General features: G+C 58.3%; 12 protein-coding genes and 2 pseudogenes. 7 read left to right on the top strand and 7 right to left on the bottom strand.

Going from position 1 to position 15,571, the window contains the following annotated elements:
- Window positions 1-2: 2 nt before the first annotated feature.
- Genes ACFSOZ_RS17135 through ACFSOZ_RS17125 form a run of 3 tightly spaced genes read left to right on the top strand, consistent with a single transcriptional unit; the run spans window position 3 to window position 2,916 of the window.
- On the top strand, window positions 3-890 hold the full coding sequence (locus ACFSOZ_RS17135; protein ID WP_379100130.1) for an ABC transporter permease: 888 nt from the start codon (window positions 3-5) through the stop codon (window positions 888-890).
- The gene (locus ACFSOZ_RS17130) at window positions 887-1,903 is read left to right on the top strand and encodes an ABC transporter ATP-binding protein (RefSeq protein ID WP_379100128.1); all 1,017 of its coding nucleotides are present in this window, start codon (window positions 887-889) and stop codon (window positions 1,901-1,903) included. The genes ACFSOZ_RS17135 and ACFSOZ_RS17130 overlap by 4 nt, the downstream gene beginning before the upstream one ends.
- Entirely contained in the window at window positions 1,900-2,916 is a 1,017-nt protein-coding gene (locus tag ACFSOZ_RS17125) for an ABC transporter ATP-binding protein (RefSeq protein ID WP_379100126.1), read from the top strand. The genes ACFSOZ_RS17130 and ACFSOZ_RS17125 overlap by 4 nt, the downstream gene beginning before the upstream one ends.
- A 326-nt stretch (window positions 2,917-3,242) precedes the next feature.
- On the opposite strand, the gene ACFSOZ_RS17120 is transcribed toward ACFSOZ_RS17125, so the two are convergent.
- The 4 genes from ACFSOZ_RS17120 to ACFSOZ_RS17105 all read right to left on the bottom strand — a co-directional run bounded on the left by ACFSOZ_RS17120 (window position 3,243) and on the right by ACFSOZ_RS17105 (window position 9,455).
- Entirely contained in the window at window positions 3,243-5,276 is a 2,034-nt protein-coding gene (locus tag ACFSOZ_RS17120) for a CocE/NonD family hydrolase (protein ID WP_379100124.1), read from the bottom strand.
- A 258-nt stretch (window positions 5,277-5,534) separates the two neighbouring features.
- Complete coding sequence (locus tag ACFSOZ_RS17115) at window positions 5,535-7,514, bottom strand: CocE/NonD family hydrolase (protein WP_379100122.1); 1,980 nt, start codon at window positions 7,512-7,514, stop codon at window positions 5,535-5,537.
- A gap of 280 nt (window positions 7,515-7,794) precedes the next feature.
- Complete coding sequence (locus ACFSOZ_RS17110; RefSeq protein WP_379100097.1) at window positions 7,795-8,523, bottom strand: IS6 family transposase; 729 nt, start codon at window positions 8,521-8,523, stop codon at window positions 7,795-7,797.
- 233 nt (window positions 8,524-8,756) lie between these two features.
- A complete protein-coding gene (locus ACFSOZ_RS17105) occupies window positions 8,757-9,455 on the bottom strand; it encodes a class I SAM-dependent DNA methyltransferase (protein ID WP_379100120.1) in 699 nt (232 codons plus the stop codon).
- Between the two features lie 538 nt (window positions 9,456-9,993).
- Here ACFSOZ_RS17105 and ACFSOZ_RS17100 point away from each other — a divergent pair.
- Window positions 9,994-11,031, top strand: a complete 1,038-nt coding sequence (locus tag ACFSOZ_RS17100) for an isopenicillin N synthase family dioxygenase (RefSeq protein ID WP_379100118.1) — start codon at window positions 9,994-9,996, stop codon at window positions 11,029-11,031.
- Between the two features lie 330 nt (window positions 11,032-11,361).
- Here ACFSOZ_RS17100 and ACFSOZ_RS17095 read toward each other — a convergent pair whose 3' ends face one another.
- Together ACFSOZ_RS17095 and ACFSOZ_RS17090 are read right to left on the bottom strand one after the other, a co-directional pair.
- Window positions 11,362-11,652, bottom strand: coding sequence for a LysR family transcriptional regulator (locus tag ACFSOZ_RS17095; RefSeq protein WP_379100116.1), 291 nt, complete (start codon window positions 11,650-11,652; stop codon window positions 11,362-11,364).
- Window positions 11,653-12,212: 560 nt separating this feature from the next.
- Entirely contained in the window at window positions 12,213-12,782 is a 570-nt protein-coding gene (locus tag ACFSOZ_RS17090) for a recombinase family protein (protein WP_379100114.1), read from the bottom strand.
- A gap of 209 nt (window positions 12,783-12,991) precedes the next feature.
- Between ACFSOZ_RS17090 and ACFSOZ_RS17085 the strand changes: the two are divergent.
- A pseudogene (locus ACFSOZ_RS17085) lies at window positions 12,992-13,366 on the top strand (Tn3 family transposase); the annotation flags it as partial.
- Window positions 13,367-13,423: 57 nt separating this feature from the next.
- Here ACFSOZ_RS17085 and ACFSOZ_RS17080 read toward each other — a convergent pair.
- On the bottom strand, window positions 13,424-14,152 hold the full coding sequence (locus ACFSOZ_RS17080) for an IS6 family transposase (RefSeq protein ID WP_379100480.1): 729 nt from the start codon (window positions 14,150-14,152) through the stop codon (window positions 13,424-13,426).
- Between ACFSOZ_RS17080 and ACFSOZ_RS17075 the strand changes: the two genes are divergently transcribed.
- Window positions 14,151-14,705, top strand: coding sequence for a transposase (locus ACFSOZ_RS17075; protein WP_379100112.1), 555 nt, complete (start codon window positions 14,151-14,153; stop codon window positions 14,703-14,705). The genes ACFSOZ_RS17080 and ACFSOZ_RS17075 overlap by 2 nt on opposite strands.
- 289 nt (window positions 14,706-14,994) lie before the next feature.
- Window positions 14,995-15,420 (top strand): annotated as a pseudogene (locus ACFSOZ_RS17070) (IS5 family transposase); the annotation flags it as partial.
- Window positions 15,421-15,571 lie beyond the last annotated feature (151 nt).

Below are 15,571 nucleotides of genomic sequence, written 5' to 3'. Positions count from 1 at the left end.
CTATGGCCAGTGTTGAATCGGTGGAAGTCGACGAAGGCCGAAGTCTCGGCGCTATTCGCACATACTTGCGGCAGTTCGGCAGGAACCGTCTGGGCGTGCTTGGCGCGGTGCTTGTACTGCTGGTGCTGGCAAGCGCTATCTTTGGCCCGTTGCTCATCACACATGATCCAATTCGCATCATGGTTGGGCCCCGCCTGGCACCGCCTTCAGCAAACTTTCTTCTCGGCACGGATCAACTCGGCCGCGATACCTTTTCGCGGATCATTATTGGTGGCCAGATCCCGCTTCTGGTCGCCTCTGCATCGCTCGCCAGTTCGCTTGTCGTGGGCCTCTTGCTAGGCCTGATCGCGGGGTTCGGTCCGCGCTGGCTCGACAATCTGCTTCTGCTTATTTTCGATACGATCCGGTCCTTTCCCGGGATCATATTTGCGTTGGCTGTCATCGCACTTTTGGGACCTAGTCTGTTCAGCGTGATTTTGGTGATCGCAATTACATCCATGCCGATCTATGCGCGTGTCGTGCGCACCCAGACGCAAGCCCTGCGCAACAGCGACTACATCGATGCGGAGCGAAGCATGGGCGCCAGCACCGCGCGCATCCTCACCGTACATATTCTACCCAATGTGATCGGTCCGCTTCTCATCCTGGTAAGCATGGACGTGCCGGCCGTCATCGCTGTGGAAGCGGGTCTCAGCTTCCTTGGCATGGGTGTGCGTCCTCCCACGCCCGATTGGGGAGCGATCCTCAATGATGGCTATGCCTACATCCATCAATCGGGATGGCTGGTGTTTGCCGGCGGTATTCCAATCGTCGTCGCCACGCTGGGCTTCACATTCCTGGGCGAAGCATTGCGCGACATATTCGATCCCAAGCTGCGGAAAGACCTATGAGACGAGAGAACCGAATACCGCAGATATCTGCCGATGCGCTTCTCGAGATACGCAACCTCAGCATCGATTTCGGCTCGCCGCGTGGAAATATCCATGCACTGCGCAATGTCTCGCTCGAACTGCCAGCCGGACAGGTGCTGGGGATCGTCGGCGAAAGCGGATCAGGGAAATCAACGCTCGCGTCCGCTGTAATGGGGCTGCTTGCAGAAAACGCTCAGGTTACAGCCGGCAGCATTGTCTTTGAGCGACGCAACCTGCTCACACTGACACACCGGGCGCGACGTAGTCTGATGGGAGATCGCCTCTCCATGATCTTCCAGGACCCAATGACCGCACTCAATCCGGTGCGGACAATCGAAAGCCAGATGATCGATATCCAACACCACGAAGAAAGAAGACGGAGTGCCAAACGCTCTCGTGCGGTCGACATGCTCAAGCGCGTCGGAATTCCAGATCCGCAAAGCCGCATCGGGAATTATCCGCATCAGTTCTCTGGTGGCATGCGCCAGCGCATCTGCATTGCCATGGCACTTCTGGTGAAACCGGCGCTCCTTATCGCCGACGAGCCGACCACAGCGCTAGACGCAACCTTGGAAGTCCAGATCATCCACCTTCTCAAGGACCTGCAACGGGAGATCGACTGCTCCATCCTGTTTGTTTCCCATCATCTTGGCGTCGTTGCCGAACTGTGCGACCGAGTAGCCGTCATGTATGCCGGCGAGGTGGTGGAGCAGGGCGCCGTGCGCGACATCTTCCACAAGCCCGGCCATCCCTACACTCGGGCACTGCTTGATTGCGACCCAGGACGGATCAAACAACGGACGCGCAATTTGCCGACCATTCCGGGAGAGGTCCCCAGCCTGCTGGGGACCAAAGAGGGATGTATCTTCCGCCCGCGGTGTCCTCACGCCTTCGATCGTTGCGTGCATGAGACGCCTGGCGAATACCGTGTCGCTGCGGATCAGATCGCGCGATGCCATCTGCTCGATCGAGTTGGTATGGTTGCGGCATGAGTGCGCTGCTGAATGTCCAGGACCTGCGCGTCCGCTTCCGCACCATGGGGTCACTGAAGGCGCTCACCACGGGCACGGCAGATCCTTTCATTGACGCTGTGTGCGGCGTCTCCTTCGAAATCCGCAAGGGCGAGACGCTTGCCCTCGTCGGCGAAAGCGGCTCTGGCAAATCCACCATCGCGCGCACGATCATCGGCCTCCAGCCGGCTGTTAGCGGCGGCATTCGTTTCGACGGGGAGGAACTGATCGGCCTCAAGGCGGCCGAACGAAAGTCTTACCTGCGCCGCATGACGATGATGTTCCAGGACCCCGTGGGCTCCCTCTCGCCGAGGCTGACAGTGCAGTCGCTCCTGATCGAGCCATCCCGTATCCATGGCGTGAGCACTCGCGATCGCGGTGCCGAAGCGGAGCGCCTGTTGCGTATGGTCGGCTTGCCGGCTGACTTTGGGCGCCGCTATCCCCACCAGCTCTCTGGCGGACAGGCCCGGCGCGTCGGCGTCGCTCGTGCCCTTGCACTCAACCCAGACCTGATCATCGCCGACGAGCCCACAGCAGGCCTCGACGTATCCGTCCAGGGCGAGGTGCTTAATCTGCTTGCTCGCCTCCAGGATGAACTCGGGATCGCGATCCTCATCATCACCCACAACCTCAATGTTGTGCGCCACATGGCCGATCGTATGGCGATCATGTATCTCGGCCGCATTGTCGAGATTGGCTCAACGCAAGACATCTTCGATCAGCCGCGCCACCCTTACACTCAAGCCTTGATTTCGGCCAATCCAGTGCCGGATCCGGACGCCGTTCTCAATCGCATCGAAATCAAGGGCGAGGTGCCGAGCATGTTGCGACGGCCCTCCGGCTGCGAGTTCCATACACGGTGCCAGTACGCGCAGGACATCTGTAGCCGCGTCTTTCCCAGGGATGCAGACAGCTCGGATGACCCGGCACATAGCTTCAAATGCCACTTCCCGCTGAAGCGCATATCGGCAGACAAGATGGAGGACCGCCCGTAAGTCTCGATAGACCTTCCGAATTCAACACGGCTGGACTGGTGTTCACCTATCCTACAAGCAGAAGTCGACTGTGGGAGCGCCGCATCTCAGGCAAGCCAATCCCGGACCAGACATCTCGCAGCGACATTTCAGGAGTTCGACGCTGGCGATCGTGTCTTTGAAATTGGTGTAACTCGTTTTAGCTGGGCTCTTCCAGAGCGAGGGAGCCGATCTCGCCGCCGATGCCGATCACAGGTTGGAAAGCGGGTGGACCAGACGAGCAACGTTGCAAATGCACCTGATCGCCGTGTCGGCTGCTCTGAATGTTCCTTTTTCGGAATTAGATATCAGACAAGCAAGCGCGGGATCGCACGATTCCAGGTTTTTGTGAAGACTTCCTGGTCGTGGTCGAAGGCCTTAATCTGGCCGACAAACAAAAAGTTCTCCTTGGTGAGGGTCAAACGCAGGTGGCTATCAACACGGACGTCCCAGTCACCGCGCTTCATCGTCTCTACGTATTGCGCCTCGACTTTGGCGCTTGTCGGATCGTGGTCCAGGATCTCCGTTACTTCACTAGTGGTCGATGATATTTCCGTGCCAGTTGCGTCGATCCTGTAACGCCCGCCGCCCTGATCGGTACGCGTCGTAAGTTTATTTGTTGCGATATCCCATTCGTGCACCCTGGTCGGCGCTGGCGCTTCCTCCAGGACCGTTCGACCAGAGGTGGGTTCCGGCACGAAAGCCGGACCAAAGGGCTTCAAGTTCTCATCCTCGGCGCGTGACGTTCGTACTGGGAGTTCAAGCTCCGACCGACCGGCATAAACCGTCAGCGTCACCGGCTCCGGCGACGGCCAGAAGGCTGGCCAATAGGTAGTCGACACTGCAACACGAATGCGCCCGCCGGATTTGAAGACATGAGCACAATCCTGCAGCGGCATGCGGATACGATAGCGTTGGCCGGGCTCCAGCGGTTCAGGAAACTCATGACTGTTCCGGTGAGTCAGATTCAGGACCTCATAAGTGACTCGCTTCGACAGGCCGTCGGGCTCGACTTCATTGAGCCTGACGGCCAAGGCGGCAACCGGCCTGTCGACCGTCAGGTCGAGAGTGACCACCGGCTGGCCCAGGATCTCGAAATCCCCGCCGAGCGGCTCGGAATCGAACGTCAGTGAGCGTCCGTCGTCAACTCGCTGATCGCTCGGCACCTCCGTGTCGATGTCTCTTGCATGCCATCGCGGCGCCGTTGTTCCGACCGTCTGCAAAGACTTGAGAACATGGGCCGTTTCGGCACCGGCATTGCCGCCCAATCCATCCTTGGTCAGATAGAGCTTGCGCGGACCGATGCGCGGCGACGGCCAGCTGTCCTCGGCCACCCAGCGTCCAGGTGTCTGGTGTATGCCGCGCATTGCTGGCTCTCGCTGCATCCATACCCGGTACATTGGCTCGGCCATGATGCCCGTATCAATATCCTTGAGCCAGTAATCCCACCAGCGCAGTGCCTCCGTCAGCCAGTCGATCGCCGGACCCGGACCGGTGGTGTCTGGATATCCGTGACCCCAGGGGCCCATCAGCCCTTTGCGCGGGCAGTTGAGCCTGGCGAGCATGCTGGGAATCGCGCGGTTCAAAGCATCCTTCCAACCGCCCACGGCGTAGACGGGGCATTGAATGGCACCGTAGTCTTCGCAGATCGACCCGTGCTTCCAGAATGCATCGCGGTGCTGGTGGATAACCCAGTCGGCAGTGTAGTATTCCAGGTGATTCAGACGCTGCATCCACATGTCACGCCAGCGGTCCCCGACGATCGCGGGATCAGGCGAGCGTGCACAATAAGCAGGCCAACGCAAACCCCATTCGAAGAACATAGCATCATTGATCAAACCACCGGTGTAGAGCTCTTGGGCGTAGCGGTCGTCAATCGCACCAACCGCGATGATTGCCTTGAGCTCAGGGGGTCGGCGGGCAGCCATTTGCAGAGCGCTGAAACCACCCCAGGAAAGCCCGAACATACCGACCTTGCCGGTACACCAGGGCCGCCTGGCGAGCCACGCGATGATCTCTACTCCGTCGTCCTGCTCCTGCTTAACATACTCGTCCTGCGGCAATCCCTCGGAATCACCCGATCCCCGGATGTCCGGCCGCACACAAGCGTATCCGTAAGAAGCCAGGTAGGGGTACATGCCGCTAGTATCCTCACGCTTGCGGTAAGGGATGTAATCCATGAGTACTGGCACGGGGCTATGTTCGGCATCCTCCGGCAACCAGATGCGCGCCGCTATCTTGGTGCCGTCAGACATCGGAATCCAGATGTTCTCGATTTCACGCACCTTGCGCGGACCTGTTCGCGCCGTAGATCCACTATCGTTTTCAGTCGTATTGCTCATTCAAGTCAGCTCCTCTTCACTTTTTGCGCGGTGATTCCTGTTCGGGTGCGGGACAGCCATTCAGGCCGCTGATCCCGGCTAGCAGATATCCCCTCCGAAAGAACGGGCAGATTAGTGGCTAGAATTTCGGCTGAGCCAGAATGCCGCCAACCATAAGGCTCGACTCTGACTATCGCACCGGAGATACTGGTTGAAGGTGAAAGGCTGTGTGAAGTGCCTTGATCCGCGTGAATATTATCGTGTCCTTCCTCGGACAGATCAAAGCAGGGCGCGCGGAATGGTTTCGGACCATTCTCTTGCGAACACCTCGATTTCGTCCAAGCCCTCGGTAGCACGCACCTTGCGGTGCAGATAGAAGTATTTAGAATCGCAGCTCATGCTTTGTTCGGTCTCGATCGCGACATGCCATTGGTCACGTTTGAACGTGAAATGCCACCCGCTTAGGTATCGGGCCGACGCTGGATCGTCCGGATGGATACTGCAGTGCATCCGAACATCGCTGCCTACAGTCATTCCGTGATGCGGATTGATCTTCTGACCGAAGTTGTCGAACGTATCCAGCACTATCGTGCCATCCTCCAACACATCCCGCTTCGAGGTGTTGCTAGCCGGACGCAGCTGCTGGGCTTGTAGCTTGGGATACTCCCGTGGTGGACCGGGGTTCAATGGCGGGATTTCCTCAGTTACTGTTCGAATTGGCAGGTGCAGCGTGCTGTTTTCCAGGTGCAGCGTGACCAACGCATTCTCAGGCGCTGGCCAGACCAATGGCCAGTAAGAGGTCGACAGCGCCAACCGGAGGAAATGTCCGGTTCTCAGTCGATGGGCGCACTCGTTCAGGTCTATCTCGGCTTCGTAGTCCTGCCCCGGCACCAGTGCTTGCGGGCTCTCATGGCTGGCAAAATGGGTCAGGTTCAGCGGGCGAAAGGTAATCCGCTGCGAAACGCCCTCGGGTGAGACGTCGCACAGGCGCGCCACGATCTGGGCCACTGGTCTGTCAACTGAAAAGGCAAACTTCAGTTTGGGACGACCGAGCAGTTCCATCGGCTCTGTCAGCGGTGCCGTGTCAAAGCAGGTCGACAGAGCATCGTCGGCTGCCTGGTCCTCGGCCAGGTCATTGTCGATGCGCATGCCTGGGCAGTAGTACCCTCCTGTCTGACCGATGTGCGCAGGGCTTGAGACAGCTATAGTCCCAACGGTCGCATTGTCCTTCAAACCGTCTGACCCCAGGAAAAGAACCCGGTCATTCACGTGGGCTGAGGGCCAGCTCTGCTCCGCCACCCAACGTCCTACGCGCGGACCGTAGGCCTTGGTCGGGTTAAAATGCTCCTGCATGTAAATCCGGTAAGCGGGCAGATTCTCCGCACCGTTGCGATCTCCCTTCAGCCAGCGGTCTAACCAGCGAAATGCTTCTGAATGAAAATCGGCTGGATCGAGCCGCGAAAGGTGGGGATAACTATGCTCCCAAGGCCCGATCATGGCTTTGCACGGAACCTGGAGGTTCGCTGCCAACGCGGGCGGCGCGTTGACATACGGATCCGCCCAACCGGTGATCGCCAGCACCGGCGCCTCTATGCGCGACCACTCCTCGCAGACTGAGCCGTGCTTCCAGAAATCATCCCGCGTGGGATGACTCATCCAATCAAGGGCAGAGAATGGCACCGTTTCCAGCCGTCGGATCCAGTCCTTTCGCCAATCCTCACGCAGTTGAGGATCGGCCGGACGGGTGAGATAAGCACACAGTTGGGTGGCCCAATCAACATTCGCAACTAGCAGGCAGCCGCCCATAAAGTGACAATCGTCCGCGTAGCGATCGACCGTCGAGCCCATACTGATCACCGCCTTCAGCGCGGGGGGCCGGCGATAGGCCAGTTGCAACCCGTTGAAACCGCCCCACGAGATGCCAATCATTCCAACGTTGCCATCGCACCATTCCTGCGCTGCGATCCATGCCAGAACTGTCTCGCCGTCACTCAGCTCCTGCTCGGAATACTCGTCGTCGAACTGCCCCTCGCTCTCGCCGGTACCGGCGATGTCGACGCGCACGCACGCATAGCCCGCTTCAGCAAAAACGCGATGCGTCGTCTCATCGCGCCCCGCGGTGCCGTCGCGCTTGCGGTAGGGTAGGTATTCAAAAACAGCAGGGGCCGGCCCCTCGGAGGCGGGAAGCCAAATCCTAGCCGCCAAGCTGCGCCCGTCGGGCATCTGTATCCATTCGTTCTCAATTACTTTCGCCAACATATGCGCTCTGCGGCCTTCGCTTCTGCGTGAAACTCTGATGATGATGATGGGGCAACGCTAGCACGACTGTTCCCGTTGGAGGTCGCGCAAAAAAGTAACCTGTCCGATGATCTTATTTCGCTATCCGGTTTCCTTGGGCCGCCGGTCCAACAGCCGAAGAACCCGCGTATTCGGCTCTACAGTGGCGTCTCGAAGCCCTTCACGGGCTCAGGTTCAGCCGCCGCATGGTGGCGTCGCCTTAACTTGGGTTGGGCACGGGATGCCCCCCGATGTGGCCTCTTCACGCGGCTGTCGACAAAGCGATTTGCCTCCAGACCGCCATAGTGGCGGCTCGAATGTCGCGGTGATCGGCGGCTATCAGATGTTTCCGGTGAAGATTGAAGAGGTTGGCGATCGGGCCATGGATGGAAACGAAGCGCTGGCATTGTCGTGCCGACTTGAACCGGATCATACCTCGTTCTCGCCGTCGAACAGCCAGATGAGAATTCTCCGCTCGGTTATTCAGCCCCTTATGCGATCGATGCTCGACACCTGGCATGATTTCCCTTTTGGCCGCATCGTAGGATCTGAGCTTGTCGGTGATCATGACGCGCGGCGTGATGCCTTGCCCTTTCAGCAGCTTTCGCATCAGCTTCAAGGCCGCCTTCTTGTTCCGGCGGCTCTGGATCAAGGCATCGAGAACATAGCCATCGGCATCGACGGCCCGCCACAGCCAGAATTTCTTGCCCTTGATAGCAACGACCATTTCGTCGAGATGCCACTTGTCGGCAAAACTACCCCTGGACCGCCGCTGGACGGAGCGGGCATATCCGCGGCCGAACTTGGCAGCCCATTCCGCGACAGTCTGGAACGAGACTTCGATGCCGCGCTCGGCCAGAATATCTTCCACATGACGCAGGCTCAGTGGAAATCGGAAGTAGAGCCACACCGCATGCGCTATGATCTCGGCAGGAAAACGATGACGCTTGTATCGGAGCGTCATAATATCGGTGGGCGGGTGCGGGCTCATGCCCGTAAAGTCCGCCGAAAATGTTAAGGCGACGCTACCCCGCGCGCTGTCCATTGCTGGCACTCATATTCGCGGGTGTCAGCAAACGCCGTCGACCATTCGATTGCCCGAGAGTTTAGGGCGAACATGTATGTGAAAGCACGTCGCCTGAGTTGGAGCGCCTGCTCATGCTTCTCGGCAGCGCGCATGAACGCCGGTTTTCCAGAAGGAGACGCCTCCGTTAGCAGGTCAGTTCATAGACGCCGCTCCTTCGGCTTCTCGGCCACGCGGAGCGCCCAGTAGTGGGCATCCTCTTCTTCGAGGTATCTGCCATCATTTAAGCACTGTACGGGCACAAACACCCCTGCCTGCTGCAAGCTCAGCACTTCGTCTTCGAAGGATGTCGCCTCCGCATAGCTCTTGCGGGTACTTACGATCACGAATCCCTTCGGACGCGTGACGCGCGCCAGTTCTCGCAGCCCATCGGGTCGAACATGTCCAAGGGTGAAGACCCCGCAGCAGACAGTCATGTCATAGCTCGCGTCGGGGTAGCACGTGAGCGAACTGTTGAGGTCAACATCGCCTTGGACGTGGCGGTAAGATCCTGTTTCCACTGCCTTCTCGACCATCGCTTCAGAGAGATCGAAGCCATCGATAGACCGGAAGCCGAGGCGTTCCAATTCCATGCCGACCAGACCCGTTCCGCAGCCGGCGTCCAGAATCGTTGTGGCCGCTCGTGGTCCGTCGACGTAGGCTGCCTGCAGTGCGCCCGTGAGTTCCGCCACGATTACTGGACCGCAATATTGCTCGCGTTCGACATCCAGCTCGTAGGAATCGGCCCATCCACGGTAGTACTTGGCCAAACGATCGGCGTCACCGTTAAGGGAATGTGACTCTTTGATCCGCTTTTGCGCGGCCTCCTCGAGTGCAGTCTGTTCGGTCAACGTATTCATGCGTTTTCTCCGTGGCGATGAAATGTCACCACCCGCCTTGAGCAGCGACTATGACGATCTAGAACTTCTATCAGCATCAGCCTGATTTCAGCCCGTTTGTCTGAGCCACGATGGGATTCGGCTCTCGATCGGAAGTCGACGGACCTGATCCGAGTGACCTAAGCTGCCTTGAGCAGAGTGACAGCTTTGGAGAATATTATAAGTTCTTATTTGTGAACTTATGTTTCCAGTGTAAGACGTTAATTGCTTTATCGTGACGAGACAGCGATCTCTGTAATAAACGTAAACAATTATTTCTTGGAAACACCCGTTGATTATTTATCGCCGCCTGTCACACTGTTTGCAGCGTCTGCCTAAGATGGGCCTCTGAATTCAGGGCAGCACGACACCGACGAGTGCTCTTGCGAACGTTGTTCAGTTCGTCCGGGCAGCGTCGTTCCACGCTGCAACCGAGCGGCGCTTTGATTGCGCAAAGGTCTCTGGCGCTTCAAATCTTTCACAACTGAACGCCGACACCACTCAAATGGGATGAAATACAATGACCAAATCGAACGTCGCACAACTCGACGACAGGCTTCACGCAGAGCGGCAGTCCTTCGACAAAGTTCCACTGGTCGACCTGGCTCCCCTTCTTGACGGAAGCGACCCGGAACGGCTTGCGAGGGAAATCCGATGGGCGCTGGCCAATGCAGGTTTCATGTATGTCAAGAATCACGGTGTGTCTGTGCGGTTGGTAGACGAGACCTTCGCCCGGGCTCGAGCGTTTTTCGATCTGCCAACCAGCGAGAAGCTGAAACTGCATATCAGCAATTCAGGCGTGGCGTTACGAGGGTACATTGAAGTGTTCGGAGAGAACACCAACCCGGCCAAAACCAAGGACCTGAAGGAGTGCTTCGACGTCGGCCCCGAGTGGCCGACCATTGAGGGCCCCTTCTTTGGTCCTAATCAGTGGCCGACGGCCATGCCCGAATTTCAGGAGACCGTTTTGTTATATCACGAGGCCATGAAGGCACTCTCGATCAAGATATTGAGTGGCATCGCACTCAGCCTTGAGCTCCCTGCAGACTTCTTCCAACCTAAGATGAAGAACCCGATCTCCATCCAGCGATTACTCCATTATCCGCCTCAAAGTGGAGTAGTCGACGAAAGGATCATCGGCATTGGAGCGCATACCGATTACGGTAGCCTTACCATTTTAGCCCAGGACAGCGTCGGCGGGCTCCAGGTGATGAATCGCGACGGTGTGTGGATTGAGGGCAATCCCATCCCCGACACGTTTGTCATCAATATAGGGGACCTGATTCAAAAACTGACCAACGACCGCTACCTCGCCAATCTGCATAGGGTGGTGAACACTTCCGGACGGGAACGCTATTCGCTTGCGTTTTTCATCGATGGCGACTGTGACGCCGTGATCACACCTCTGGACAGTTGCATCTCGGACGATAGGCCGCCGCGTTATCCGCCAATTACCTGCGGCGCGCACAAGTTCGCACGATTCCTAGAGAGTTTTCCGCATTTGCAACGAGAACACACTGACGTCGCCACTCAGCAGACAGGGCCTGCAGTTCTCTAGAAGAGGCAGCAAGCAGACTTTGGCTCGACCGTCATGGTGCGGGCTCCGGGATGGAAGCCGTACGAAGTATCCATCATTGGCCCCTCGCACCTTTGGCAAAAAGTTGCGATAGCGGTGCCTACGTGGCGCTTGTCATAGTCCAGCGCGTAAAGGGCTGGTTCTGTTTCAAGAGCATCGCTCATCAGCCGAGATCTCACGCAACCATTTGCTCAGCGATCCGGCCGCTGGAGATGGCATTCGGCCGACATCCGACGTCACATAATATCCTCTCCGCGCGGGTAGCTCGAGATCTGTAATTATGACAGCTTTGAACAGGCAATCGTAGATCTCTTACGGCGATCGCCTCATCTTGATCCTGTACACGATATCGGATGCACTCGAAAACATGCTTTCGAGCACGTTATAAAGATCCTCGCCAGGTCGAGTAAGCGCAATGTTGGCCCCGAACTTAGTGACGAGTGAGGCGCCGAGTTGCTTTTCAATGACTTTGATCCGTCTGCTGACCGTGGCAGGCGTGATGTTGAGTTCAGAGGCGGCGGGCTTCAACGAGAGATGCCGTCCCACCGCCTCGAAGGTCTCCAGATCGCCCAGGCACGGAAGATCGTAATGGGGGTGCTTCATGAGATCCTCAATCAGATCAGCGGGCCGTCGGCGGCGCGTACGTTGCCCTTCGGAAGAGCACTATTCGGGATTATCAAGACGGAAAATGGAGACCGACCCGCCCGCGCATGCGGAGGTTAGCCGCACATAGATGATCGACTCCTAAGGAGGTTCGCCCACTGCGGACGTATCGAACGCCGGCCGTAAGCCAGAAGGACATGTCTGTGTCCTTGAGGCCGATGGCGATCGCTGGCCGCGCCCCGCTCACTGCGACGGATTCGCAGCCCCGCTGGACCGCTAGCCGGCGTCTTTACTCCAGCCGACGTTGGCCGACCCGACGTCGCGAGCGTTAAAGAGACGGGTGTGTGCATCGGCATTCTCTTCCTTTCGCTTTCGATTCATGAGGGGCCTCTGCCTAAGATCAGCAATGTTCATGCCAGTGGAAGAATGCCGGACCCAAGGGCCAAGCCGAATGATCTTTGTCTTGTTTGAGACATTATCGTTGCAGATCGCACTACATGAGGGCATCGCGTTGAAAGTACGCTAAACAACGCGAATGGAGAACAAAGCGGGATTTTGGCTCAAGCTGGACGGCTGACGCCCAATCTTCTCATCTCCCGATAGATTGTTGAGCGTCCGAGCCCAAGTTGCCGTGCGGCTTCGGCGGGTGATGTCTTTGCCTCGACCAGCTTGATAGCCGCCTCGACCTTTTTGAGGTCAAGCGGTTGTCGCCCGGGCCGCTTGCCCCTGGCCCTTGCCGCGGCGACGCCGTCTTTCGTGCGCTCGGAGATGAGGCGCCGCTCGAAATGAGCGATGGCGCCGAACACATGGAAGACAAGTTCGCCGGCGGCCGAGGACGTGTCGATCTTTTCCTCGAGGCTGAGAAGTGCGATCTGCCGCTCCCGCAGCATGTTTACCGTTTGAAGCAGTTCCGCCAGTGATCGGCCGAGGCGGTCGAGGCGCACGATGGCGAGCGTGTCGCCAGGACGTGCATAGGCGAGAAGGTCGGCGATGCCCGGCCGGTCCATGCTCTTTCCCGATTTGATGTCGGTGAACACCTTGATTGCGCCGGCCTGCTCGAGGCGCAGCGTCTGGCCTGCGACATCCTGATCGCCGGTCGAGACGCGGGCGTAGCCGAGAATCTGCGCCATTTTCGTGTCTCCCAAACGGACGTTCTGTGGACGGATTCTGCGTGACCTGTCGCATGAAACGAAATTCGTCCACAGAATATGTCTCTTTATTGAGCGTTGTCCATGGAATTGAATGGCCTTTTGTGGACGGCCGGAGGGGGCAAAAATGGCGAAACACGAGTTGCTGAGCGACGCCGAGCGGGAGCAGTTGCTGGGTATCCCGCCGGAGCGCTTTCCTGATCGACCTGGAGGAGCGTCTGACCGACGCGGTGATCGAAATGGCCGACAAGCTGATCGGCGGCATGTTCACCCGGGCCAAGAACACGCACGCCCGGCGCTATGTCGCGACGTCGAAGGATGTGTCACGTCTCATGCGGCTGTTTCGCGGCACGATCGACGCGCTCTCCGCAGCGCAGGAAAATGATGTCGACCCGATTGAGGCGATCGATGAATCCGTCGGATGGGCGACCTTGCTCAAGGTCAGGCACGAAGTCGCGGCAATCGCCGAAACGGCTAGCGAGGATCCGCTCATAGTGGCGGTTGACCGTTATTCGACGCTCAGGAAATTCGCTCCGGCGTTGATCGAGGCACTTGAGTTCAAGGCCGGGGGTGGCGTCGCCTTAACTTGGGTTGGGCACGGGATGCCCCCCGATGTGGCCTCTTCACGCGGCTGTCGACAAAGCGATTTGCCTCCAGACCGCCATAGTGGCGGCTCGAATGTCGCGGTGATCGGCGGCTATCAGATGTTTCCGGTGAAGATTGAAGAGGTTGGCGATCGGGCCATGGATGGAAACGAAGCGCTGGCATTGTCGTGCCGACTTGAACCGGATCATACCTCGTTCTCGCCGTCGAACAGCCAGATGAGAATTCTCCGCTCGGTTATTCAGCCCCTTATGCGATCGATGCTCGACACCTGGCATGATTTCCCTTTTGGCCGCATCGTAGGATCTGAGCTTGTCGGTGATCATGACGCGCGGCGTGATGCCTTGCCCTTTCAGCAGCTTTCGCATCAGCTTCAAGGCCGCCTTCTTGTTCCGGCGGCTCTGGATCAAGGCATCGAGAACATAGCCATCGGCATCGACGGCCCGCCACAGCCAGAATTTCTTGCCCTTGATAGCAACGACCATTTCGTCGAGATGCCACTTGTCGGCAAAACTACCCCTGGACCGCCGCTGGATGGAGCGGGCATATCCGCGGCCGAACTTGGCAGCCCATTCCGCGACAGTCTGGAACGAGACTTCGATGCCGCGCTCGGCCAGAATATCTTCCACATGACGCAGGCTCAGTGGAAATCGGAAGTAGAGCCACACCGCATGCGCTATGATCTCGGCAGGAAAACGATGACGCTTGTATCGGAGCGTCATAATATCGGTGGGCGGGTGCGGGCTCATGCCCGTAAAGTCCGCCGAAAATGTTAAGGCGACGCTACCGCCGTCCTGCCTGAAGAACGAGATCAAGCGCGAGTGCCACCGCTTGTGGCAAGTGATTGAGATGATCATGGAGGTCGAGGCTGAGCAGCGTCAGGCCGCCGAGATCACAGCTCCCGGGATCATCCAACTGAGTCATCTGCGTGGCATTGGCCTGACGATCGCAAGCGTAATGACGAACGAGGTGTTCTTCCGCGACTTCCAGAATCGGCGTGAGGTCGCCGGTTATCTCGGTCTTGCATCCAGCCCTTGGAGCAGCGGCGCGGTCAGCCGCGATCAAGGCATCCAGAGATCGGGCAATCCGCGAGCGCGTCGAACCGCCATTGAACTTGCCTGGCTGTGGCTGCGCCATCAGCCCGATAGCGGTCTCGCGCGCTGGTTTCATGAGCGCGTCGGCGCCGGCAAAGGACGCATCCGCCGCACCATGATCGTCGCCTTGGCGCGCAAGCTGATAATCGCCTTGTGGCGGTATCTGACCCAGGGCCTGCTGCCGGAGGGCGCCATGACCAAGGCCTGACGAAAGAGTTCGACGCGAGGGGCGGCCAACGTCACTTGCGACGAAGCGGGATGGATGTGGACCGGCGCCCCCCAGGGCTGTTAACGCCGTCAAAAAGATGGGTCCCATCCTGCCCGGCCTCGCCAAACTTGCCCGTGCATGCGGGATATGGGTGCAGGCTCCACCAGAGCCGACCGGATATGAGGTGATGTGGACTTGTTCCGCAATTCGCCGCGAGGCCGATCCCGACAGCGTCCGAAGGTGATTAAGCCGCCGCCGCTACTATTGACACAACGAGCCTCATATGAGGGGGACTCAGAGCCAGGCCATTGGCCGCTCCAAGGGCGGCATGACGACCAAAATCCTGGCGCTGACCGACGCCCTCGGCAACCTCGTCCGCTTTGTCTTGCTGCCGGGGCAGCGGTTCGACACGGTCGGCATTGAACCACTCGTCGACGGTCTCTCCTTCGACGCTCTGATCGCCGACAAGGCCTTCGACAGCAACTCCATCATCGCCGACCTCGACCAACGTGGTGCCAAGATCGTCATTTCCCAGCATCCGCGACGAACCAAGCCGCTTCCCTTCGATGCCGAGATGTACAAGTGGCGTCATCTGATCGAGAATTTCTTCTGCAAACTCAAAGAGTTCAAACGCATCGCCATGCGTGCCGACAAAACCGACAAGAGCTTTGCCGCGTTCATTCACCTCGCCGCCGCCATCATAAGCTCCAGATGAATATCAACAGCCCTTAGTGCTGGGGTTCCTTTGGACACCGTGTCAGCGGTATGCCGGGTGGGCTACGGCCCAGTAAAGTTCGTGATTGGCTATCCAGCATCCGGCCTCAGCTATCCCGATTGCCTGAATTTGTCGCAAGTTATTATGGATT

Source organism: Mesorhizobium newzealandense (assembly GCF_042682145.1).
GTDB lineage: Bacteria > Pseudomonadota > Alphaproteobacteria > Rhizobiales > Rhizobiaceae > Mesorhizobium > Mesorhizobium newzealandense.
Note: the sequence above shows the minus strand (reverse complement) of the source record. Positions and strands in the feature narration are given on the sequence as shown.

Coding starts and splice junctions, on each gene's coding strand:
- ACFSOZ_RS17135 (WP_379100130.1), top strand. CDS start 3: ATGGCCAGTGTTGAATCGGTGGAAGTCGACGAAGGCCGAAGTCTCGGC.
- ACFSOZ_RS17130 (WP_379100128.1), top strand. CDS start 887: ATGAGACGAGAGAACCGAATACCGCAGATATCTGCCGATGCGCTTCTC.
- ACFSOZ_RS17125 (WP_379100126.1), top strand. CDS start 1,900: ATGAGTGCGCTGCTGAATGTCCAGGACCTGCGCGTCCGCTTCCGCACC.
- ACFSOZ_RS17120 (WP_379100124.1), bottom strand. CDS start 5,276: ATGAGCAATACGACTGAAAACGATAGTGGATCTACGGCGCGAACAGGT.
- ACFSOZ_RS17115 (WP_379100122.1), bottom strand. CDS start 7,514: ATGTTGGCGAAAGTAATTGAGAACGAATGGATACAGATGCCCGACGGG.
- ACFSOZ_RS17110 (WP_379100097.1), bottom strand. CDS start 8,523: ATGAGCCCGCACCCGCCCACCGATATTATGACGCTCCGATACAAGCGT.
- ACFSOZ_RS17105 (WP_379100120.1), bottom strand. CDS start 9,455: ATGAATACGTTGACCGAACAGACTGCACTCGAGGAGGCCGCGCAAAAG.
- ACFSOZ_RS17100 (WP_379100118.1), top strand. CDS start 9,994: ATGACCAAATCGAACGTCGCACAACTCGACGACAGGCTTCACGCAGAG.
- ACFSOZ_RS17095 (WP_379100116.1), bottom strand. CDS start 11,652: ATGAAGCACCCCCATTACGATCTTCCGTGCCTGGGCGATCTGGAGACC.
- ACFSOZ_RS17090 (WP_379100114.1), bottom strand. CDS start 12,782: ATGGCGCAGATTCTCGGCTACGCCCGCGTCTCGACCGGCGATCAGGAT.
- ACFSOZ_RS17075 (WP_379100112.1), top strand. CDS start 14,151: ATGCCCGTAAAGTCCGCCGAAAATGTTAAGGCGACGCTACCGCCGTCC.
- ACFSOZ_RS17080 (WP_379100480.1), bottom strand. CDS start 14,152: ATGAGCCCGCACCCGCCCACCGATATTATGACGCTCCGATACAAGCGT.